The organism is Plantactinospora sp. BB1, assembly GCF_003030385.1.
Classification (GTDB): domain Bacteria; phylum Actinomycetota; class Actinomycetes; order Mycobacteriales; family Micromonosporaceae; genus Plantactinospora.
Genome location: NZ_CP028159.1, coordinates 5,085,408 through 5,106,236, shown reverse-complemented (window position 1 = coordinate 5,106,236; position 20,829 = coordinate 5,085,408). Strand labels below are relative to the sequence as shown.

Annotated in this window: 17 protein-coding genes, 1 tRNA gene and 2 pseudogenes; 10 read left to right on the top strand and 10 right to left on the bottom strand. The window is 73.8% G+C overall.

Annotated elements, in window-relative coordinates:
• Nucleotides 1–91 precede the first annotated feature (91 nt).
• A complete protein-coding gene (locus C6W10_RS22185; protein WP_107260157.1) occupies nt 92–1,210 on the top strand; it encodes a nucleotide disphospho-sugar-binding domain-containing protein in 1,119 nt (372 codons plus the stop codon).
• A gap of 50 nt (nt 1,211–1,260) precedes the next feature.
• On the opposite strand, the gene C6W10_RS22180 is transcribed toward C6W10_RS22185, so the two are convergent.
• A complete protein-coding gene (locus tag C6W10_RS22180) occupies nt 1,261–1,452 on the bottom strand; it encodes a S9 family peptidase (protein ID WP_159104711.1) in 192 nt (63 codons plus the stop codon).
• Between the two features lie 400 nt (nt 1,453–1,852).
• Between C6W10_RS22180 and C6W10_RS22175 the strand changes: the two genes are divergently transcribed.
• Nucleotides 1,853–2,305, top strand: coding sequence for a hypothetical protein (locus C6W10_RS22175; RefSeq protein WP_107260153.1), 453 nt, complete (start codon nt 1,853–1,855; stop codon nt 2,303–2,305).
• Nucleotides 2,306–2,383: 78 nt separating this feature from the next.
• The gene (locus C6W10_RS22170) at nt 2,384–3,208 is read left to right on the top strand and encodes a hypothetical protein (RefSeq protein WP_107260151.1); all 825 of its coding nucleotides are present in this window, start codon (nt 2,384–2,386) and stop codon (nt 3,206–3,208) included.
• A 138-nt stretch (nt 3,209–3,346) separates the two neighbouring features.
• Here the strand turns inward: C6W10_RS22170 and C6W10_RS22165 are convergent, their stop codons facing one another.
• Both C6W10_RS22165 and C6W10_RS22160 read right to left on the bottom strand, forming a co-directional pair.
• The gene (locus C6W10_RS22165; RefSeq protein ID WP_107260150.1) at nt 3,347–4,213 is read right to left on the bottom strand and encodes an SDR family NAD(P)-dependent oxidoreductase; all 867 of its coding nucleotides are present in this window, start codon (nt 4,211–4,213) and stop codon (nt 3,347–3,349) included.
• A 46-nt stretch (nt 4,214–4,259) separates the two neighbouring features.
• Complete coding sequence (locus C6W10_RS22160) at nt 4,260–4,736, bottom strand: hypothetical protein (RefSeq protein ID WP_107260148.1); 477 nt, start codon at nt 4,734–4,736, stop codon at nt 4,260–4,262.
• A gap of 111 nt (nt 4,737–4,847) precedes the next feature.
• On the opposite strand from C6W10_RS22160, the gene C6W10_RS22155 reads away from it, so the two are divergent.
• Together C6W10_RS22155 and C6W10_RS22150 are read left to right on the top strand one after the other, a co-directional pair.
• Complete coding sequence (locus C6W10_RS22155; RefSeq protein ID WP_107260146.1) at nt 4,848–6,026, top strand: serine hydrolase domain-containing protein; 1,179 nt, start codon at nt 4,848–4,850, stop codon at nt 6,024–6,026.
• A 179-nt stretch (nt 6,027–6,205) separates the two neighbouring features.
• Complete coding sequence (locus C6W10_RS22150) at nt 6,206–6,844, top strand: hemerythrin domain-containing protein (RefSeq protein WP_107260144.1); 639 nt, start codon at nt 6,206–6,208, stop codon at nt 6,842–6,844.
• 251 nt (nt 6,845–7,095) lie between these two features.
• On the opposite strand, the gene alaS is transcribed toward C6W10_RS22150, so the two are convergent.
• Nucleotides 7,096–9,768 carry an alanine--tRNA ligase gene (alaS, locus tag C6W10_RS22145; RefSeq protein ID WP_107260143.1) on the bottom strand — a complete coding sequence of 891 codons (2,673 nt, stop codon included), beginning with the start codon at nt 9,766–9,768 and terminating at the stop codon, nt 7,096–7,098.
• 403 nt (nt 9,769–10,171) lie between these two features.
• On the opposite strand from alaS, the gene C6W10_RS22140 reads away from it, so the two are divergent.
• The 5 genes from C6W10_RS22140 to C6W10_RS22120 all read left to right on the top strand — a co-directional run bounded on the left by C6W10_RS22140 (nt 10,172) and on the right by C6W10_RS22120 (nt 15,246).
• The gene (locus tag C6W10_RS22140; protein WP_107260141.1) at nt 10,172–10,609 is read left to right on the top strand and encodes a hypothetical protein; all 438 of its coding nucleotides are present in this window, start codon (nt 10,172–10,174) and stop codon (nt 10,607–10,609) included.
• Between the two features lie 53 nt (nt 10,610–10,662).
• Nucleotides 10,663–11,436, top strand: coding sequence for a Clp protease N-terminal domain-containing protein (locus C6W10_RS22135; protein ID WP_107260139.1), 774 nt, complete (start codon nt 10,663–10,665; stop codon nt 11,434–11,436).
• Between the two features lie 128 nt (nt 11,437–11,564).
• On the top strand, nt 11,565–12,560 hold the full coding sequence (locus C6W10_RS22130) for an asparaginase (protein ID WP_107260137.1): 996 nt from the start codon (nt 11,565–11,567) through the stop codon (nt 12,558–12,560).
• A gap of 122 nt (nt 12,561–12,682) precedes the next feature.
• Nucleotides 12,683–13,732 (top strand): LacI family DNA-binding transcriptional regulator, encoded by a 1,050-nt coding sequence (locus tag C6W10_RS22125; RefSeq protein WP_107260135.1) that lies wholly within the window; start codon nt 12,683–12,685, stop codon nt 13,730–13,732.
• Between the two features lie 182 nt (nt 13,733–13,914).
• The gene (locus C6W10_RS22120; protein WP_107260133.1) at nt 13,915–15,246 is read left to right on the top strand and encodes a PHB depolymerase family esterase; all 1,332 of its coding nucleotides are present in this window, start codon (nt 13,915–13,917) and stop codon (nt 15,244–15,246) included.
• A gap of 147 nt (nt 15,247–15,393) precedes the next feature.
• Here C6W10_RS22120 and ligD read toward each other — a convergent pair whose 3' ends face one another.
• From ligD to C6W10_RS38700, 6 genes and pseudogenes are all read right to left on the bottom strand, one after another.
• Nucleotides 15,394–16,362: a non-homologous end-joining DNA ligase gene (gene ligD, locus C6W10_RS22115; RefSeq protein WP_107260131.1), complete on the bottom strand. Its 969-nt coding sequence runs from the start codon at nt 16,360–16,362 to the stop codon at nt 15,394–15,396.
• A gap of 115 nt (nt 16,363–16,477) precedes the next feature.
• Complete coding sequence (locus C6W10_RS38710) at nt 16,478–16,879, bottom strand: DUF3224 domain-containing protein (RefSeq protein WP_234361940.1); 402 nt, start codon at nt 16,877–16,879, stop codon at nt 16,478–16,480.
• An 81-nt stretch (nt 16,880–16,960) separates the two neighbouring features.
• A pseudogene (locus C6W10_RS38705) lies at nt 16,961–17,443 on the bottom strand (N-acetyltransferase family protein); the annotation flags it as partial.
• A gap of 96 nt (nt 17,444–17,539) precedes the next feature.
• The gene (locus C6W10_RS22105) at nt 17,540–18,181 is read right to left on the bottom strand and encodes a ClpP family protease (protein WP_107260129.1); all 642 of its coding nucleotides are present in this window, start codon (nt 18,179–18,181) and stop codon (nt 17,540–17,542) included.
• 193 nt (nt 18,182–18,374) lie between these two features.
• A tRNA-Arg gene (locus C6W10_RS22100) sits at nt 18,375–18,447 on the bottom strand.
• A gap of 1,273 nt (nt 18,448–19,720) precedes the next feature.
• A pseudogene (locus C6W10_RS38700) lies at nt 19,721–20,737 on the bottom strand (alpha/beta hydrolase); the annotation flags it as partial.
• Nucleotides 20,738–20,829 lie beyond the last annotated feature (92 nt).

Genomic DNA, 20,829 nt, shown 5'->3' with positions numbered 1-20,829 from the left:
CACCGGATGGTCACCGGAGCACTGAACCCTTCCAGCCCGGGTTCCCACGGCCGCGACGGGAGGATCGAGGAAGATTCACTAGGCTGGCGGCATGCGGGTCCTCTTCGCGTCAGCGCCGTTGCTCGGACACGTCTTTCCCATGGTGCCGTTGGCCGAGGCGCTCCGGGACGCCGGCCACGAGGTGCTGCTCGCCACCGGCGGCGACGGGCTCGCGGTAGGCCGGACCGGGCTGCCGGTCGAGGACATCGCCCCCGGGTTCCGGTTCGACCGGATCGCCCGGCGGACCATGCTGCGGCACCCGCTGACCGCCCGGGCCGAACTGGCCGGCCGGGCCGGCACCCGGGGCGTCGCGCTGCTCTTCGGCGCCGCCAACGAGCAGATGGTCGACGGCCTGGTCACCCTCGCCGACCGCTGGCAGCCGGACCTCGTCGTCCACGAACCGCTGGCCGTCTCCGGCGCGCTCGCCGCCGCCCGCCGGGCGGTACCGGCGGTACTGCACGAGAACTCGCTCTTCGACGGCGCCGAACTGGTCCGGGTGACCGCCGCCCGGCTGGTCCGGGCCCAGCAGCGCAGCGGGATCGGCAGCCTGCGCCCGAGCGCCGCCACCCTGACCATCGCCCCGCCCAGCGTGGTCGGCGAGCGGGCCGGCTGGCCGCTGCGCGGCGTGCCGTCCACCGGCGTCGGCGAGCTGCCGGAGTGGCTGCGGGGGCCGGGTGAGCGGCCGAGGATCCTGGTCAGTCGCAGTACGGTGGCCGGCCCGGGAGGCGGCACCCTGATGACCTCCGTGGTGCGGGCCGCCGCCGGGGTTGACGCCGAGTTCGTGCTGGTCCGCCCCGACCGGCGGGTACTGCGGCACGGGCCGCTGCCCGACAACGTCCGTACCGTCGACTGGATCCCGATCAACGCCGCGCTGCCGTACTGCGCCGGAGTGGTGCACCACGGCGGGGCCGGCTCGGTGCTCGGCGCGCTGGCGGCGGGCTTACCGCAGCTCGTGGTGCCCGGCCCGGGCGACCGCCGGCACAACGCGGAGCTGGTGGCGGCCCGGGGCGCCGGGCTGGCCGTACCCGAACGCGCGATCAGCGGGGCCGAACTGGGCCGGCTCGTCACCGACCCGGGGCTGCGCTCGGCCGCCGACGAGGTACGCCGGGAGATGGCCGCGATGCCGGCACCGGCGGAACTGGTACCCCGGCTCGAAGCGCTGCTCGGCTGAGCGCCGGCCCGGTCCGCCCGGCGCCACCCGACCGGCCGCCGAACGGACGGTCAGCCGGGCAGGTTCGCGTCGAGGAAGGCCGCGACGACGGCGCTGATGTCGGGCCGGTGCAGCGGCAGGGCGTGCCCGCCATCCGTGACCAGCGAGTGCACCGGGTGGCCGGCCCGGAGCAGCGCCGAGGTCAGCGCGACCGCCTGCCCGACCGGTACGGCCGCGTCGGCGCGACCGTGCGCGAGCAGCACCGGCACCCGGTTGCCCAGATGGCCCTTCCGGCGATGTGACCCGGCCGGCGGCGTAACCCTTGGGGCGGCGTAACCCTTGCAGCGGCGTAAACCTTGCGGTGACGCGACCCGGCCGGCGGCGTAAACCTTGCGGTGACGCGACCCGGCCGGCGGCGTAACCCTTGGGGCGACGCGACGCGACGCGACGCGACGCGACGCGACGCGGCCGGCGGCGTGACCCGTCCGACGTCGTGGCCCAGTCGGGCAGCGGAAGTTCGGCCGGCGGCGGGGCGGTCGGGCGGGGTGCGGCGTGACCGGGACCGCTCCGGCTCGGCGAGCGGTTCCCGGTGACCCGAGGTAGTTTGGGGTCGTGTTTTCCGTCGCGCTGGTCCGCCCCGTGTGGTGGATAGCGTGCCGGTCGGTGCGGTTCGTGACCGCCCTGGTGTTGATGGGTCTGCTGCTGGGCGCCGGTGGAGCCCGGACCGGACCCTCCGGCCCGGCCCTCGCGGCGGCCGGGCCACGGCCCGCCGCAGCACAGTCGACTGTGGAGGATGTCGGGGCCGCTCGGCCGGACGCGCCCGATCCCGGCCCGGTGGTGCGGATCAAGCAGCATCCTGCCGCCGATCTGCCCTCCGGCGTCTCCGACGAGCCGCCCGTCGCGGCGGCCGGGCAGCCTCCGGTGCTGTTCGAGAGCGCCGTCGCGGCCGACGAGCGGTCCGCCGCGACCGGCTCGGTGGTGCCGACGGTGCTGGTCCGGGCCGACCTGCTCGGTGGGCAGCCGGATCGGCCGGTGCTCGGGGCGGTGGCCGGGGTGGCGCCGGCCGGTGACGCGTACGCCCGGGTGGTCGGGCCGCGCGCACCCCCGCTCGGCTGAGGACCGGTCGCACCCGACCGCTTCCGGTCCGGTCCCGTCGACTCCTCGTCCGCATCGTCCACCCCGTGAGGTGCCGCAATGGAAAATCTGCTCTTCGACTTCCTGATCGAGGTGACCCGGGCCACCGCAGTCTGGCTCGTACTGCTCGGGCTCGTACTGGCGGCGGGCATCTGGCTGGTCGTGCGCCCGCGTGCCGCCACCGCCACCGCCGTCGACCAGCCGAACGACGAATCCGGTTACGACGTGGCGGTCCGGGACGCCGAGGGGCGCCGGGAACGGCTGGTGGCCCGGGCGGCCGAGCTGCACCGGTACGCCGAGGAGGTGGCGGTCGCCGCCGAACGGTCGGCCGTGACCGCCCAGCGGCGCCGGGACGAGTGGCTGGCGGCGCAGGAGGCGGTCGAGTCGACCTGGCAGGCGTACGAGGAGGCGGACGCCGCGGCCCGCCGGCTCGCCGCCGCCGCCGTACTGCCCGAGCCGCGTACCCCGCGCACTCCGGCCGAGTACGCCGACCGTGAGCGGTTCCTGCACCGCGCCGCGATGGCGGCCTGCACCCGGCAGGAGCTGACGGTACTGCAACTCAGCGACGCGCTGGCCAACCGGAACGGCTGGGATCCGCGCCGGCACCCGGCCGAGCAGGAGATCGTGCTTCGCCGGGCGGCCCGGGACAGTGCGCTGGCCGCGCACCGGGCGGCCGAGGAGCGGGAACGGGCCGCCTGGCGGGACGCCGAGGTGGCCGCCGCGGCGGCCCGCAGCCTCCGGGAGGAGGCGTTCGCCGCCGCCAGCCGCGCGGCGGCGCTCCGGCGCTGGCTGCCGTCCCCGGCGGGGACGTCGGTCGGGTCGGCGAGCGAGGGGGTCCGGCAGCCCGACCCCGCCCGCCGCTGGCGCGCGGCCCGGGCCGGCTGACGCTGCGACGGGCCCGGCGTTGACGCCCCCGCCGGACGCTCAGGACGGGTTCGACGGTGCCGCGAGGTCGGGCGCCTAATCGGGTGCCCAGTCGGGTGCCTGGTCGGGTGCCGCAAGGTCGGGCGCCTGGTCGGGTGCCTAATCGGGTGCCTGGTCGGGTGCCGCGAGGTCCGGTGCCTGGTCGGGTGCCTCGGGGTCGAGGCCGAGTGCGGACCGTCCACCGTCGACCGGCAGCACCACCCCGGTGAGCAGGCTCGACTCGGCGGAGAGCAGGTGCGCGACGGTGGCGGCGACCTCGTCGGGGCGGCCCACCCGACCGATCGGGTGCAGCCGTCGCATGTCCCGCTTGATCCGTGCCGCACCGGCCGGGTCCGCCCCGGCGAGCAGCTCGGCGTAGCGCTCGGTCGCGATCGAGCCGAGGGCGACCGCGTTGACCCGGATGCCGTACCGGCCGTACTCGACGGCGAGGGCCCGGGTGAGTCCCTCCACGGCCGCCTTCGCCGTCGCGTACGGCAGGCAGCCCGGCACCGGCCGCTGGGCCTGGTGGGACGAGACGTTGACGATCGCGCCGGGGGTGCCGGTGGCGAGGAAGCGCCGGATCGCCGCCCCGCAGCCGACCACCGTGGCGTCGAGGTTGCCCGCGACGAGCTTCAGGATCTCCCGGGCCGGGGTGTCGTGCAGCGAGGCGTCCCGGAACACGGCGGCGTTGTTCACCCAGCCCCGTAGCGGGCCGGCGGCGCTCGCCTCGTCGGCGGCGCGTTCCGCCACCGCCTCGTCGGCGGCGTCGCCGGAGACCACGACCAGCCGCCGCGCGGCGGGATGACCGGAGAGCCGGTCGGCCGCCTCGGGATCGCGTTCGAGCACCACCACCCGGTCGGCGGTGCCGAGCAGGCGTTCGACGATCGCCCGGCCGACGCCCCGGCCGCCGCCGGTCACCACATAGCAGCCGCCTCCGTCCGAACCGGACGGTCGCTGGTGGCTGGCCTGGCCGGTCGGGTACGACATCGACCCACCGTACCGGCCGGTGCCGGGTCTCGCCGGGGACGCGGCGTCAGCTGGCCCGCCGGGCCGGTACGACGTTGCGGAACCGCTCGTGCGCCGACTGCCGGCTGATGCCGAGCGCGTTGCCGATCTCGGCCCAGGAGAGTCCGGCCTCCCGGGCGGCGACCACGGCGCGTTCGACCAGTGGCCGTTGCCAGCGTTCGACCTCGGCGAGGATGCCCAGCGCCTGCAACGGCCAGGTCGTGGCGAGTTCGGCGACGTTGTCCCGGAGCGTGTCGGATCGGCTCAGCAGCCAGCCGGGCGGGGTGGCGGCGAGGATCGGCTTGATGTGTCCGCTCCACTCGGAGGCGGCCATCCAGCGTCCCTCGTCGGCCGGCGGATAGTCGCCGGCGCCGGTCCAGCCGCAGGAGCACCGGGCGCGGAAGCCGACCGTGCCGGCGGGTTCGGTGGCGGCGGTGCTCAGCGTCCCGTCCGGCAGCCGGAACCCGATCAGGTTCGCGTGCCCCGGGGCCAGTTCCTCCGCCATCCCGCAATCATATGTCTGTCAGGATTCCCCGACGTGGCATGTCAGGATACCCTGACGCGGTCGCCCGGACGGGTTCGCCGGGCGGCTACCCATGGCGAAGGGAAGCGCGTGATGTCCGTGGTCAGCGGCACGGTGGCAGCCGGTTACGAGCCGGTCCGGGAGGCGTTCCTGGCGAACTTCGAGACCCGGTCCGAGCTGGGCGCGGCGGTCACCGTCTATCGGTACGGCCGCGAGGTGGTCCGGCTCTGGGGCGGCACCGCCGATCCGACCACCGGCCGGGCCTGGCGGGCGGAGACCCTCCAGGTGGTCTACTCCGCCACCAAGAGCGTGCCGGCGGCCTGCGCGCACCTGCTGGCCCAACGCGGCCAGCTCGACCTCGCCGCCCCGGTCGCCGAGTACTGGCCCGAGTTCGCGGCGGCCGGCAAGGGCCGCATCCCGGTCCGCTGGCTCCTCTCCCACCAGGCGGGGCTGCCCGTGCTCGACCGTCGGGTTCCGCTGGCCGAGGCGCTGGCCTGGCACCCGGTCGTCGAGGCGCTGGCGGCGCAGGCGCCGGTCTGGGAGCCGGGCACGGCGCACGGCTACCACGGGCTGACCTACGGCTGGCTGGTCGGCGAGGTGGTGCGTCGGGTCTCCGGCCGCAGCCTGGGCCGGTACTTCGCCGACGAGATCGGCAAGCCGCTCGGGCTGGACTTCTGGATCGGCCTGCCCGCCGCCGAGACGCACCGGGTCAGCCGGCTCGTCGAGCAACCGGCCCCGGCGCCGGCTCCCGAGGAGGTACCCGAGCAGATGCGCGAGATCCTCGCCGCGTACACCGATCCGGCCTCGCTGACGGTCCGGTCGGTGACGGTGACGGTGACGGATCCGCCGCTCGACCTCGCCGACCCCGCCACCTGGACGGCCGAGATACCCGCCGTCAACGGCATCTGCACGGCGTCGTCGCTGGCCCGGTTCTACGCCGGCCTGATCGGCGAGGTCGACGGGATCCGGATCCTCGACGCCGCAACGCTCGCCGCCGCCACCGCCGAACAGGCCAGCGGCGTCGACCGGGTGCTGATGGTGCCGACCCGACCGGCGCTCGGCTTCGGCCTGCCCCTGCCGGGCCAGCCCTGGTGGTCGCCGACCGCCTTCGGCTTCCCAGGGCACGGGGGATCGCTCGGCTACGCCGACCCGGCCAGCGGGATCGCCTTCGGGTACGTGACGAACGGCCTCCGCGTCACCCTGGGCCCGGACCCCCGGACGGTCAGCCTGGTCGAGGCGCTCCGGGCGGTGCTGTCCCGGCAACCGGACTGAGTACCGCCTGGCGCGGATCCACTCCCGGGTCCGTCGCCGCCAGCCGATGCCGGGATGCCACGACTCGATCACGAGATGGTCGGCGGGTGTCCAGACGTACGCGCGAACACCCTGCGGATGATCACCCTGGCCGGCGTGACGGATAATCGAGACCTCCCGGAAGATCGTGAAGGTAGGTCATGACCACCCAGAACGACTGGTTGACCCGGCGGACCGGTGTGCTGCCGACCGCCCCGCCGACCGAGCGGCTCAGCCCGAAGAGCGTGCTGGACGAGGCGACCCGGCCGACCGCGCCGGAACCGCCGCCCGAGGTCACCTTCACGCACCAGGGCCGGTACGCCGGCCGGCACCTCGTCGACGTGCACGACCACTACCGGGCGGAACTTCGGCAGGTACGCGACATCCTCCAGCAGGTCAGGGAGGGCACCTCCCAGGTCGGCGACGCCCGCGACCAGCTCAACATGATGACGATCCGGGCCAACGACTGGACCCTGGGCGGGGTCTGCCAGGCGCAGTGCCGCGCAGTGGCGACCCACCACACCATGGAGAGCCAGGGCATCTTCCCGCACCTGCGGCGCAGCCAGCCGGACCTGGCGGCGGTACTGGACCGGTTGCACGACGAGCACCTGGCGATCCACGAGGTACTGGAGGGGGTCGACGCGGCGCTCGTACACCTGGCCCGCAACCCCACCGACTACGGCCCGATCAGCGAGGCGATCGACCTGCTCACCGACACCCTGCTGTCGCACTTCGCCTACGAGGAGGCGCAGTTGATCGGCCCGCTCGCCCGGCACGGCTTCTACCCGGGTCAGGTCTGACCGGGCCGGCGTCGACGGCCGCGCCGTCGGGCCGGCACCGCTGCTGGTGGGCGGCGGCGCGCTCGCACTGCTCGGCCTCGCCTTCCTGACCGGCGCGCTCCGGCACGCCCGGCGCTGCGGAAGGGCCCCGGAGCGGGGCCCGTCCGCACTGCCCGACCGGTCGACACCCGACGGACGGTCCAGTCGGCCTACACGGCGACGGCAGCCGGGTCGGCGGTCCGGTCAGCCGGGGTGCTCGACCGGCGGTCCGGTCAGCCGGGGTGCCGGCTGAGCAGGTCGGCCGCCGCCGACTCGGCCCGGGACAGCGCCTGGCCGACCCGCTCCGCCCGCCGGCCGCCCGCGTGGGCCAGGTTGCCGGTCCCGCCGGCACCCCCGCCGATCAGCCGCCCCGGCTCCGCGAGCAGGTCACGGGCCCGGCCGCCCCGGTCCAGCAGCGTCCGGTCCAGCCCGGCGACGAGCTGCGCCCGCTCGTCGTCCGCGGTCGCCAACACCACCACCGTCGGGGTGCCGGCCGGACTCCGCGCCAGTACGCCGCTGGCCACCGTCCGGAGTTCGGCGGGGGTCAGGTCGTCGCGCCGCGCGCTGACCAGCCAACCCGAGCCGACCGCCCGGCGTTCCGCGACCAGCGCCCCGGCGATCGAGTCGAGTTCGGCCCGCCGGTACCGGCGCAGCGCCGCCTCGGCCGCGCCGAGCGCGTCGAGCCGCTTGCCGAGGGTGTCGAGCAGCTCCTCGGGTCGGGCGCCGACGAGCCGGCCGACCTCGGCCAGCAACCGCCGTTCGGTGTCGGCGTGCCGGAGCGCGTCCCGGCCGGTCAGTGCCTCGATCCGGCGTACCCCGGTGCCGACGGAGGACTCGCCGAGGATGCGTACCGCCCCGGCCTGGGTGCCGTGCCCGACGTGGGTACCCCCGCACAGCTCCCGGGACGCGTCTCCGATGTCGACGACCCGCACCTGCTCGCCGTACCGGTCGCCGAAGAACGCGGTGGCGCCGGCCGCCTCCGCCTCGGCCCGGCTCGCCTGCCAGACCCGCACCTCCGGGTCGGCCAGCAGATAGTCATCGACCAGGGTGCCGATGGTGTCGAGCGCGGTCTCGTCGACCGGTGCGAAGTGCGCGAAGTCGAACCGGAGCCGGCCGGGCGCGACCAGCGAACCCTGCTGGCGGGCGTGCGGGCCCAGTGCCCGGCGCAGCATCGCGTGCAGCACGTGCGTCGCCGAGTGGGACCGCTCGGTGGCCGCCCGCCGCTCGCCGTCGACCTGCGCCGCGACCGGCTCGCCGGTGCGTACCTCGCCGGAGGCGACCCGCCCGTACTGCACGTGCAGGCCGTCCAGCCCGTACCGGGTGTCGGTGATCTGGACCAGTCCGCCGTCGGCGGTCCGGACCCGTCCCGCGTCGCCGACCTGCCCGCCGGACTCCGGATAGAAGGGGCTGCGCCGGAGCACCAGCTCGACCCGGTCGCCCTCGCCGGCCGACTCGACCGGCCGGCCGTCCCGCAGCACGGCAAGTACCTCGGTCTCGACCTGCCGGTCGGTGTAGCCGACGAAGTCGGTCCGACCGTGCCGGGTGAGCAGCTCCCGGTAGCTCCGGATCCGGTGCGGCGCCGCCGCGGCGCGGTCCCGGCCGCCGTCGCGGGCGCGTCGGCGCTGCTCGTCGAGGAGGGTCGCGTAGCGGTCCCGGTCGACGTCGAGCCCGGCCGCCCGGGCCGCCTCGACGGTGAGGTCGATCGGGAAGCCGTAGGTGTCGTGCAGCTCGAACGCCGTCTCGCCGGAGAGCCGGCCGGTGCTCGTCTCGCGGGCCCGGCCGATCGCCGCGTCGAGCAGCCGGCCACCCTGCCGGAGGGTACCCGTGAAGGTCTCCTCCTCGTGCGCGGTGACCGCCTCGACCAGCTCGCGCTGGGCGACGAGATCGGGCCAGGCGGTGCCGAGGTTCGCGATCACACTGCCGGTGACCGCGCCCAGCACCGGTTCCTCGATGCCGAGTGTCCGAGCGTGCCGGACCGCCCGGCGCATGATCCGGCGCAGTACGTAGCCGCGTCCCTCGTTGCCGGGCAGCACACCGTCGGCGATCAGGAACGCGGCGGTCCGGGCGTGCTCGGTGACCACCTGGAACGACACCGACTCCGGGCTGCCGTCCCGGCCGGGGTACGGCCGGCCGGCGAGTTCGGCCACCACCCGCAGGGTCGGGGCGAGCAGGTCGGTCTCGCAGACCGTCTCGACGTCCTGGAGGATCGCGGCGAGCCGGTCCAGGCCCAGCCCGGTGTCGATGTTGCGGCTCGGCAGGTCGCCGAGGATCGGGAAGTCCCGCTTGACGCCGCCCGCGCCGCGCCGGTGCTGCATGAAGACCAGGTTCCAGAGTTCGACGTACCGCTCGTCGTTCACCGCCGGGCCGCCCTCGGGCCCGAACGCCGGACCCCGGTCGTAGCAGAGTTCCGAGGAGGGGCCGGACGGTCCCGGTGTGCCCATCGACCAGTAGTTGTCGGCCATGCCGAGGCGCTGGATCCGCCGCTCCGGCACGCCGACCCGGCGCCAGAGGTCGACCGCCTCGTCGTCGTCGGTGAAGACGGTGATCCACAACCGGTCCGGGTCGAGCTGGTAGTGCCGGGTCAGCAGCTCCCAGGCGTACCCGATCGCCTCGGCCTTGAAGTAGTCGCCGAAGGAGAAGTTGCCGAGCATTTCGAAGAAGGTGGCGTGCCGGCTGGTCCGGCCGACGTTGTCGATGTCGTTGGTGCGTACGCACTTCTGCACGCTGGTCAGTCGCGGTGCGGGTGGCGTGGACTCGCCGAGGAAGTGCGTCTTGAACTGGTTCATCCCGGCGATGGTGAGCAGCAGCGCCGGATCGTCCGGGATCAGTGGACTCGACGGCACGGGAGTGTGGCCGCGCTCGGTGAAGTAGTCGAGGAAGCTGCGGCGGATGTCTGAGGATCGCATCGGAGAGGCCCTGTCGGGTGGGGTGGCGAACGCGTACCGGAGCCCGGCACGGCGGAAGCCGTACGGGGTCCTCGCGGTGTCCGTCCGGAGGCGTTCGCGCGGAACGTGGCTGGCCGGGGCCGAAGGGGCGGTACGCCGAGCCGGGCCGAGGGGGTCAGGCGAGGACGCTGTCCTCGTTCCCCAGCTCGGCGTGGCTAGCTCGCCGCCCTGCCGCCGCCATCGTCCACTCCGTCCGATCCGTGGCCGGCTGTTCCGGCCACCCCACCGCCGAGGCGACGCCGTCCGTCTGGCGGCGCGGCCGTGGCGATCAGTCGAGCGTAACGCGGCCCCCAACGGATCGCAGGCCGTTATTTTCCGTCAAGCTCACCTTGACAGCGATTTCTGTCAAGGCTAGCTTGACAGCATGGATCGATTCTTGGAAACCGCGCTCACCGTGGACGTCACCTCCGCCGCCGTGGCGGCCGCCGACGCCGCCGTCAACGAGGCGAGCCGACAGGCCGACCTGCTGATCGGCGGCCGGCCGGCCCCCGGCAGCCCGGAGTGGGCGGCCGAGCAGGAGGGGGCGGCCGGGCGGCAGCGCGAGATCGCGTCCCAGTTGGTGCACTTCCGGATCGTGCTGGCGTCCGGCGTCGACCCGTTCGGCAGCGTCGTCGGGCTGCGCCGCTGGGGGGTCACCTGGGAACTGATCGCCCGGGCGGCCGGGGTCAGCCGGCAGGCGGCACACGAGCGCTGGGGTCGGCGGGTGCTGGAGACCCTGGACCCGTACGGCACCGGTGAGCTGGGCGGGCCGGTCGCCGACGACGAGGCGGACCTGCGGACCGCAGATGGGGGTAGCCGATAACCCCAGCGGGGTTATAGTGGGGTCAGCCGCGGTATCGACAGGAGGAGTCCGGGATGCCGAAGATCAACGTCTATCTGCCCGACGAGCTGGCCGAGGCGGTACGGGTCGCCGGGATTCCGGTCTCGGCGGTCTGCCAGCGCGCACTCGAACAGGCCGTACGCCGGGTGACCGCGATCCGGGAGACCGCCCTCGGCGACCTCGACGACGCCGACCTGGCCACCCGGCTGCCGAACTTCACCCCCCGGGCCCGCGCCACGGTGCTGCTCGCGGTCGACCGGTCCCGGGAGGAGGGTTCGGCGGTGGTCGGCACCGCCCACCTGCTCGCCGGGATGCTGGCCGAGGGGACCAACCTGGCCCTGCACGTCCTGCGGGTCGAGGAGATCGAGCCCGATCGGGTGCTCCAGGACCTCGCCGGCCAACCCGCCGCCGAGCCGGGCGGCGACCCCGACGACAGCCTGCACTTCAGCGGGCCGGCGGCGAACGCCCTACAGCTCGCCGTCACCGAGGCGACCGCGTTCGGCCACAACTACGTCGGCTGCGAACACCTGCTCCTGGGGCTGGTCGCCGAGCCCGACGGGGTCGGCGGGCAACTGCTGCGGTCACTCGGCGCCGAGCTGCGGCTGACCCGCCGGGCGGTGGCGGCGGCGCTGGCCGGCTACGTCCACCTGCGGGCCCAGACCCCGGCGGAGCCGCCGTCCGGCAGCACCGCGCCGCCCCCCGAGGTCGCCGCGCTGCTGGCCGCCGCGGTACGCCGGGAACTCCAGCCGATCGTCGCCCGGCTCGAACGGCTGGAGGAGCGGGCCGGCCGGACCGACGCGGTCGACTGACCGGGCGGGTTCGGATGCGCAGGATCGTGCCGGCGGTCGCCGCGACGGTGACCTTCCTGCTGGTACTCGCGTTGCCGTTGCTGACCGACCTGCCCTAGCGCGGGTCCGCCACCGGAGAGGATCTTCACGTGCCCGGTCGGGTACTGCTGCTCGCCACCAAGGACACCATCGCCTACTCGACCGGCCCGGGACGGGAGGGCGTCGCCTCCGGGGCGGAGTTGCTCGGCACGATTCCGCCGGAGCGGCTCGCCGCCGAGGTGGCGGTCGAGGACGTACTCGCCGAGCCGAGCTGGGACACCACCCCCGGCACGATGCTCGGGCTGGCCCGCCGGGCCCGCTCGGCGATCCTGGCCGACGGCTTCGACGGGGTCGTGGTCAGCCACGGCACCGACACCCTGGAGGAGACCGCCTACCTCACCGACCTGCTGGCCGGCCCGGCCGCCGTACGCGGCACGATCGTCTTCACCGGCGCGCAACGGCAGTTCGACGAACTCTCGCCCGACGGGCCGCGCAACCTGGCGTCGTCGATCGCCGCCGCGGCCGACCCGCTGCTGCGTGGGGTCGGCGCGGTGGTCTGCGTGGACGACGAACTGCACGCCGCCCGCTGGGTGGGCCTGGTCGACGCCACCACGGTCCGGGGGTTCCCCTCGGCACCGTTCGGGCCGCTCGGCCGGGTGGTGGGGGAGCGGGTCGAGCTGGTCGGCCCGAGACCGCCCCGGCCATCGGAGGCGTACGGCGAGCCGGAGTCGGAGGTGGCGCTGCTGAAGACGTACCCGGGAATGGACTCCGGGCTGCTCGCAGCGGTGGTGGACGCGGGCGCCCGGGGCGTGGTGCTCGAAGGGACCGGGCCGGGCAACGTCCCGGCCACCCTCTTCGGCGCGATCGCCGAGCTGACCGACTGGGACGTCCCGGTGGTGGTCGCCTCCCGGTGCCGGACCCGGACGGTCGACCTGGCGGAGCTGCCGCCACCCGCCGGGCTGGCCGCCCGGGTCGGCGCGATCGGCGCCCGGGGCCTGCCGGCCGGCAAGGCGCGGGCCGCGCTGATGGTGGCCCTCGGCGACGGCGGCGGTGTGGCGGCGGCCCGGGACTGGTTCGACCGGCTGGTCCCGCCGCCCGGTCGGTGAACCGCCGGCACCCCGGGTCGCTCCACTCTGGCCGGACGACGACCGGTCGTCCGGGAGGTGCAGTGCCCGGACCCCGGCTGCCGGGACGGTGTCGCCGGTCGATGTTCGCGTAGGCTGCGGCGATGACCGGCACCAATCCGCAGGCGGCCCGGAGCGGGCGTGGCCGGGTGCTCACCGTTGCCAAGATCGCCCGGTTGGCCGGGGTCTCCGCACCGACGGTCTCCCGGGTCATCAACGGGCAGACCGGAGTGGCGCTGGAGACCCGGAAACGGGTCGAGGCGATCCTGCGGGAGCACGGCTACCGCCGGCCGGGCGGGTCGACCTCGGTGGCGATCGTGGAGCTGGTCTTCCACGCCCTGGAGAGCCTCTGGGCACTGGAGATCATCCGAGGCGTCGAGAAGGTCGCCCGGGAGCACGACCTGGCCGTCGTACTCACCGAGATGCAGGGGCGGCTGACCCCGGGGCGGGCCTGGACCGAGCAGGTGCTGACCCGGCGGCCGATCGGGGTGATCGCGGTCTTCTCCGAGCTGACCGTCGCGCAGCAGTCGCAGCTCGCCACCCGGTCGATCCCGCTCGTCGTGCTGGACCCGACGGGGGAGCCGCTGCACCAGACCCCCTCGGTCGGCGCGACGAACTGGAACGGCGGGCTGGCCGCCACCCGGCACCTGCTCGACCTCGGGCACCGGCGGATCGCGATGCTGAGCGGACCACCGGAGTGGCCCTGCTGCCGGGCCCGGCTCGACGGTTACCGGGCGGCGATGGACGCCGCGGGGGTACCGGTCGATCCCGACCTGGTGCGGATCAGCACCCTCTACGTCGAGGGCGGTCTCGCCGACGGCCGGGAGTTGCTGGCGCTGCCCGACCCGCCCACCGCGATCTTCACCGCCAACGACCTCCAGGCGCTCGGGGTCTACGAGGCGGCCCGGCGGGCCGGGGTACGCATCCCGGACGAGTTGAGCGTGGTCGGCTTCGACGACCTCTCCTTCACTCGCTGGTCCGGACCGCCGATGACGACGATCCGCCAGCCGCTGGAGCAGATGGGGGCGACCGCCGCCCGGATGATCATCGACCTCGCGGCCGGCCACGCGCTGGACCAGCATCGGGTCGAGCTGGCCACCGAACTCGTCGTACGGGAGAGCACCGCCCCGCCGTCGGGTCGTACCCCCGCCTGAAATCTCGCGCCGACCCCGCCGCCCGGCTGGTGGGCCCGCGCCGCGACATCCTTGCTGAACTCATGTCGGTCAATGTCTTGTGGATTGAAACATTCCCATCGATACTTTGGGATGTTTCAAGTGGCAGGACGCCCCGGATCGCCGTCCGTGATCGCGCCTCGCCGGGTGGAGAGAGGATCGGGATGCGACGACTCGTACGCGCACTCGCCGTCGCGACCAGCGCGGTGCTGCTCGGCGCGGGCATGGTGAGCCTGACGGTGGCCACCCCCGCCTCGGCGGCGGCACTGACCGAGGTCACCAACTTCGGCACCAACCCCAGCAACCTGCGGATGCACCTGTACGTGCCGGACCGGTTGGCGGCGCGTCCCGCGATCGTGGTCGCCGTGCACTACTGCACCGGTACCGGACCCGCGTTCTACTCCGGCACCCAGTTCGCCGCACTCGCCGACCGCTACGGCTACATCGTCATCTACCCCTCGGCGACCCGCAGCGGCCAGTGCTTCGACGTCTACTCCCCGCAGGCGCTGCGTCGCGACGGCGGCAGCGACCCCGTCTCGATCATGTCGATGGTCCGGTACGTGCAGCAGCGCTACAGCACCGGACAGGTCTTCGCCACCGGTGTCTCCTCCGGCGGCATGATGACCAACGTGCTGCTCGGCAACTATCCGGACGTCTTCACCGCCGGAGCCGCCTTCGCCGGTGTGCCGCACAGTTGCTTCGCCACCACCGGCGGCTCCACCTGGAACAGCGAGTGCGCCAACGGCCAGATCATCCGGACCGCCCAGCAGTGGGGCGACCTGGTCCGGGCCGCGTACCCGGGCTACACCGGCGCCCGACCCCGGATGCAGCTCTGGCACGGCACCAACGACGAGACGCTGCGCTACGCGAACTTCGGCGAAGAGATCAAGCAGTGGACGAACGTGCACGGGCTGAGCCAGACCCCGACCTACACCGACACGCCGCAGTCCGGGCACACCCGCACCCGGTACGGCGGCAGCGGCCCGACGGCGCCGGTCGAGGCGATCAGCATGCAGGGGGTGCCGCACAACCTGCCGGTGAACGCGGCCGAGGCGATCCGCTTCTTCGGGCTGGACAGCACCCCGTCACCGACCGCCACGCCGACGCCGACCAGGACCCCGACCGCCGGGCCGACGAACACGCCGCCGCCGACCCAGACGCCGACCCCACCGCCGGCCGGCGGCTGCGCGGTCAGCTACACGGTGAACGCCTGGAGCGGCGGGCTGACCGCCGCGATCACCATCACCAACCGGGGTACCTCGGCCATCAACGGCTGGACGCTCTCCTTCACCCTGCCGGCCGGGCAGACCATCACCTCGGGCTGGAACGCCTCCTACAGCCCGAACAGCGGTGCGGTGACCGCCCGCAACGCCGGCTACAACGGCACGATCGCCCCGAACGCGTCGGTCGGGATCGGCTTCCAGGCCAGCCACACCGGCAACACCGGTAGGCCGGCCTCGGTCAGCCTGAACGGAACGGCCTGCACGCTGAGCTGACCGGAGACGTACCCCGGTCGGCCCCAATCCGTTATCGAAGCGCGACGGGCCGCGCGAGGGAGGGGCGGGTTGCCGGCGGATGATCCCCCGCCGGCAACCCGCCGTCCCGTCCGGCGAACCCCGCTCGAACCGGCGTACGGGTCGCGCTCAGTCCGCCTCGGCGGCGCGGCGGGCCCGGGCCCGCCGCTTGCCCTCGTGCATCGCCTGCACCCGGGCGACCGGGATGGTGTGCCCCTCGGCGACCAGGTCGGCGGGGAGCCGCTGCGGCTGCGGCATCCGCTCGGTCCACGGGTCGTGCCCGGCCAGCAGGCGCGGCACCGTACGCAGGGTGAAGTCGGCCGGAGTGACCCGGTCCAACTCCTCCCACGGCACCGGAAACGACACCGGCACCCCCGGCCGGAGCCGGGGACTGTACGCCGAGACCACCGTCGCGCCGCCGGACCGGGTCGAGTCGACGAAGACCCGCCCACCCCGGTCCTCCCGGATGAAGGCCGTGGTCGCCAGCGCCGGATCCAGCCGTTCCGCCCGGGCCGCCAGCGCCCGGGTCGCGGCGGCCACGTCCTCGATCGGCGCCTCCGGGTCGACCGGTACGAAGACGTGCACCCCCTTCGCACCGCTGGTCTTCACCACCCCGGACAACCCCGCCTCGTCCAGCACCTGTCGGACCAGGTGCGCGGCGCTCACGACCAGCGGAAACGTCTCCGGTGCCGGCGGGTCGAGGTCCAGCACCAGATGGGTCGGGCGGTCCCGCCGCTGCGCCGTGACCAGGGTGGGGTGGTATTCCACGGCCCGCTGGTTGCCGAACCACAACAGGGTGCGCCGGTCGTTGCAGAGGGCGTACGACACCTCGCGGCGGGACGCCTCCGCCCAGAGCGTCACGGTCGAGACCCACGACGGGGTGTAACGCGGAACGTTCTTCTGCATGAACGGCGGCTGGCCCCGAAGCACCCGGATCACCGAGAGCGGCCGGTCCCGCAACTGGCCGATCAGCGGGTCGCGCACCTCGTCGAGATAGTCCACCAGGTCCCGCTTGGTCGCGTCCGCCCCGTCGAAGAGCGGCTGGTCGAGGTTGGTCAGCGAGACCCCGTCGCGTACCTCGTCGGCTCTGCCCGTCATCGAACCACTCTCCCGGGGTGCCGCCGCGCGGTCAACTCGGCCGGACCGCCGCGCACCGGACCGCCGCGCACCGGACCGGGCGCCGTGGCCACGGCGGCACCCGGGCGCGACCCGGTCAGCCGACGACCAACCGGACGCTGTGCCCGGACTCGTCGTTGCGGAAACTGACGGTCCCGGTCAGGCCGGTCAGCTCCCCGGTCCCGGTCCCCGGCACGATGTTCCCGAAGGTACGCGGAGGCTCGACGTCCAGGCCGGCGTGCTGGAAGACGACCGTCCCGGGCCGCCCGTCGATGCTGCCGGTGAAGCGCTCCGACGCCACGTATCCCCGGTTCGCCGCGGTGAGCAACTCGGCGACGCTGGTCCCCTCGATCACGCCCCGGAAGCTCTTCCGCACGGTCACCCTGGCCAGGGTGCCGCCCTCGGCCGGCTCGTCGTAGGGCTGCTCGTCCCATCCGGTCACCTCGAAGTCGGCGGTGAACTCGGTGCCCGGAGCGAGGGCGGTCTCCGTCTGTCGCATCATGTCGGCATCGGTCATGCCGGCATCGTAGGTCGGCCCCCCGACAGCGAATCGGGTGTTCGCGTCACCGCCGGCGCCGGCGAATTCCTGGTACATCACGTGCAGGCCGACCCGGCCCAGGGTCGGATGGGCGAAGGCGCCCGGCACCGTACCCACCACGGCGAAGCCGAGCCGCCGGTAGAGCGCGACGGCCGATCGGTTGGACTCGGCCACGGCGTTGAACTGCATGCCGGCGTACCCGTGCCGTCTCGCCCAGTCCAGGGCGTACCGGCACAACGCCGTTCCGACGCCCCGCCCCCGGGCGTCGGCGGCGACCATGAAGCTGGCGGTCGAGACGTGGCCGCCCGGACCGGGCCGGTTCCGGCCCATCTTGGCCGTACCGAGCAGCCGGTCCTGCTCGACCACCACCACGGTCAGCCCCGGCGCCGACTCGACCCAGATGTCGTACCCCTGCTCCGCCGTCATCCGAGGGTCGTAGGTGAACGTCTCCCGGGCCCGTACGACGTCCCGGACGATCGGCCACACCCGGGGCCAGTCGGCCTCGGTGAACTCGCGGATCAACACGCCGCGAGGCTAGTGCCGGGGCCACGGGCGGACAACCGGGATACCGACCCGGACGCCGCCCGCCCGCGCCGGCCGGCTCCCGCTGACGTGTCGGGCTCAACCGGGCGTACCGGTGGACTGCGCGACCCGGCCGGTGCCGCTGACCACCCGGTCGATGAAGCCGTACTCCCTGGCCTCGGTCGCGGTGAACCAGCGGTCCCGGTCGGCGTCCCGGACGACCTGGTCGTAGGTCTGCCCGGTGTGCTGGGCGATCATCTCCAGCAGCATCTGCTTGGTGTGCAGCATCTGCTCGGCCTGGATCGCGATGTCGGCCGCGGTACCGCCCATGCCGCCGGACGGCTGGTGCATGATGATCCGCGCGTGCGGCAGCGCGTACCGCTTGCCGGGCGTCCCGGCGCAGAGCAGGAACTGCCCCATCGACCCGGCCATCCCCATCGCCACGGTCGAGACGTCGTTGTCGATGAACTGCATGGTGTCGTAGATCGCCATGCCGGCGTAGACCGACCCGCCCGGCGAGTTGATCCAGAGGTTGATGTCCCGCTCCGCGTCCTCGGCGGCGAGCAGCAGGAGCTGGGCGCAGATCCGGTTGGCCACCTCGTCGGTGACCTCGCTGCCGAGGAAGATGATGCGCTCCCGCAACAGCCGGCTGTAGACCGAGTCGTCGAGGGTGCCGTGCGGCTGTTCCCCGCCGCGAGCCTGTGGGGTGTGCGAGTCGGTCGTGCCAGCAACGTCAGTCATGCCAGAAACCTAGTGACGGCCGGCCGGAAGAATCGACAGCTTACGCTGTCAGCGGAGGTCTTCAGCCATCGGCGGAATCCGCCGGCCATCCGGGCGGGGCGACGGGACAGCGGCCGGGTACATGAGATTTTCGCGGCTGCCGGTCTGCCGGTTTTGCCGGGGTGGCTCGCGCGGGCCGTGGGTCCGGAGGAGGTGCGCCCGGCAGGATTCGAACCTGCGACCAACTGCTTAGAAGGCAGCTGCTCTATCCGCTGAGCTACGGGCGCGGGGACGTGGTCGTGTGCCCCCGCAGGTTACCGTTGCCGGGACAACGCCTCGACGAGGACGTGACGATCTGGCCAGCACATACTAGGTTTCGAAGCGTGCAGTTGACGAGCACAATGTTTCTGCCGCTCCTGGTCTCCACCGAAGACACCAGGTACGGCGAGAACCACCTGCTCGAAGACTTCACCCAGGACCTCGACGTCGGCTATTCGTTCGGACCGCCGTACGGTAATCGCCTCGTCACCTGGGATGACCTTGACGAGCTTGAGATCAGCCAGGCCGAGTTGCGGCAGGTGGCCGTCGACAATCTCTACCGGCTCCTGCCCAGGTTGCGGATCGACGGGCAGCCGCCCGCGCCGATGCTCTCGTTCGGCGGACTGGAATCCACGGTGCTGCTCGCCGCCGAGGTCTGGGAGGACCTTGAGCGGTCCGTGCCGGGCGAGCTGGTCGTCGGCGTACCGGCCCGGGACGTGGTGATAGTCACCGGTACGGCGTCCCGGCCGGGCATGGAGAAGGTACGGCGGGCGGTGGACCGGATCTTCTTCGCGGGCGACCAGAATCTGCTCAGTCGTGAGCTGCTGGTGTGGCGGCAGGGCGGCTGGTCGCCGTATCGGGCGACGTCGGAGCCGGAACCGCAGCCGGACCGGTGGGAGGAGCCGGCTCCGGAGCCGGATCGCCGGCCGGGTCCTGAGCGGGACCGTGATCTGCGGCCGGGGGCTGAGCGGGATCGCGAGCTGCGGCCGGGTCCTGAGCGGGATCGCGAGCTGCGACCGGGTCCTGAGCGGGATCGCGAGCTGCGGCCGGGTCCTGAGCGGCTCCGGGGGGCTCGCCGGGGGGACCCGGAGCGGTTCCGGGACCCGCAGCCGTTCCGGGAGTCGGGGCGGTTCCGGGAGCCGGAGCGGTTCGCGGAGCCGGAGCCGGAGTCAGAGCCGTTCCGGGAGTCGGGGCGCTGGCGGGGCGGGGCCCCGGGACCGGCACCCGAACCTGAGATCGAAGCTGAGCCGGAGCGGTGGCGGAGTGCCCGTCGAGCGGAGGAGCCGGGTCCGGCTCCGGGGCGGCGGCGAGCCGACTCTCGGCCGGGGCCGCGGCCGGGGCCGGGGCCGGAGTCCGGACCGGAGCCGGATCGGTGGCGGGACGACCCCCGGCCGGCGTCCGGGGCACCTCGGGCCCGGTGGCACGGTGGCCCTCCGGAGCCTGATCAGGAGCCGGAGACGGAAGCCGGGCCCGAGCGGGGTCGGTGGCGGGCCGCCTCGGGGTCGGAGCCGGGTCCGTACCGGGTGCCCCGGCAGCGTTCGTCCGGGGACGGAGGGACGACGGACTGGCCGGAGCGGCCGCCGGTGCGGGGCTCGAAACGACGTAAGCCGAGGCCCAGCGGGCCAACTCGGTGAAGACCCGCTGACGCACCGCCGGCCCGGAGAGGGTGAGGTCGTGCAGGGCGCCGTCGAACCGGATCAGTGTCACGTGCCGGCCCAGCTTCGGCGCCCACCGGGCGATGTGCTCGACGTCCAGTACGGCGTCCGACCCGGTGGCGGACTCGTGCCAGGTCCGGCCCCGGAAGCTGCGCTCGGAGATGCTCACCAGCACGGGTACCGGGATCTCCAGCCCGGCCCGGAGTCGCCGCTGCGCCTGTCGGATCGCGGCGAGCCAGCCGACCCGGACCGGGAATCCGCCGACCGGTTTCCAGGTGAGGTCGTAGTTCCATTCGCCCCGGTGCTCGGCGTGCAGGCTGTGGCCGTACACGGCGGAGAGCCGGCGGGGGACGGTCCGGTACGGCATCCGGCGGCTGACCCGGGCGAGCATCGCCAGGGCCGGCCGGCGGACCAGCCAGGGCAGGTTGAGATCGAAGAACGGGCTGTTCAGGAAGAGTCCGTCGACGACTCCGGCGGCTCTGCGCTCGTGTGCCCAGAGCGCGGTGACCAGGCCGCCGGTCGAGTGTCCGTTGACCAGCAACGTCCGGTTGCCGTCCGTCTCGCGGATGATCCGGGCCGCCGCGTCGAGTTCCGGGAAGTACTCGGTGACGTCGTGACAGAAGTTCGGCGTCTGGTGCGGCAGCAGGCTGCGTCCGTGCTTGCGCAGGTCGAGCGCGTAGAAATGCCAGCCCTGCTCGACGAAGAAGTCCGCCAGGTGGGTCTGGAAGAAGTAGTCGACGAAGCCGTGCACATAGAGCACCGCCCGGTCGCTCGGCCGGCTGGCCCGGCGCCGGACCAGGGTGGCCACCACCGGTCCTTCGGCGTCGCGGCCGAGATCGATCGTCTGCCGCTCGTACGGCGGTCCGAGCAGATCCGGTTCCACCTCCCCGACGCTACTCGGCAATACCAGATCGGTCTTTGATCAGGGCTTTTTCCACAGGGCGTCGGGTTGTCCACAGGCGTGTCGGCCACGGT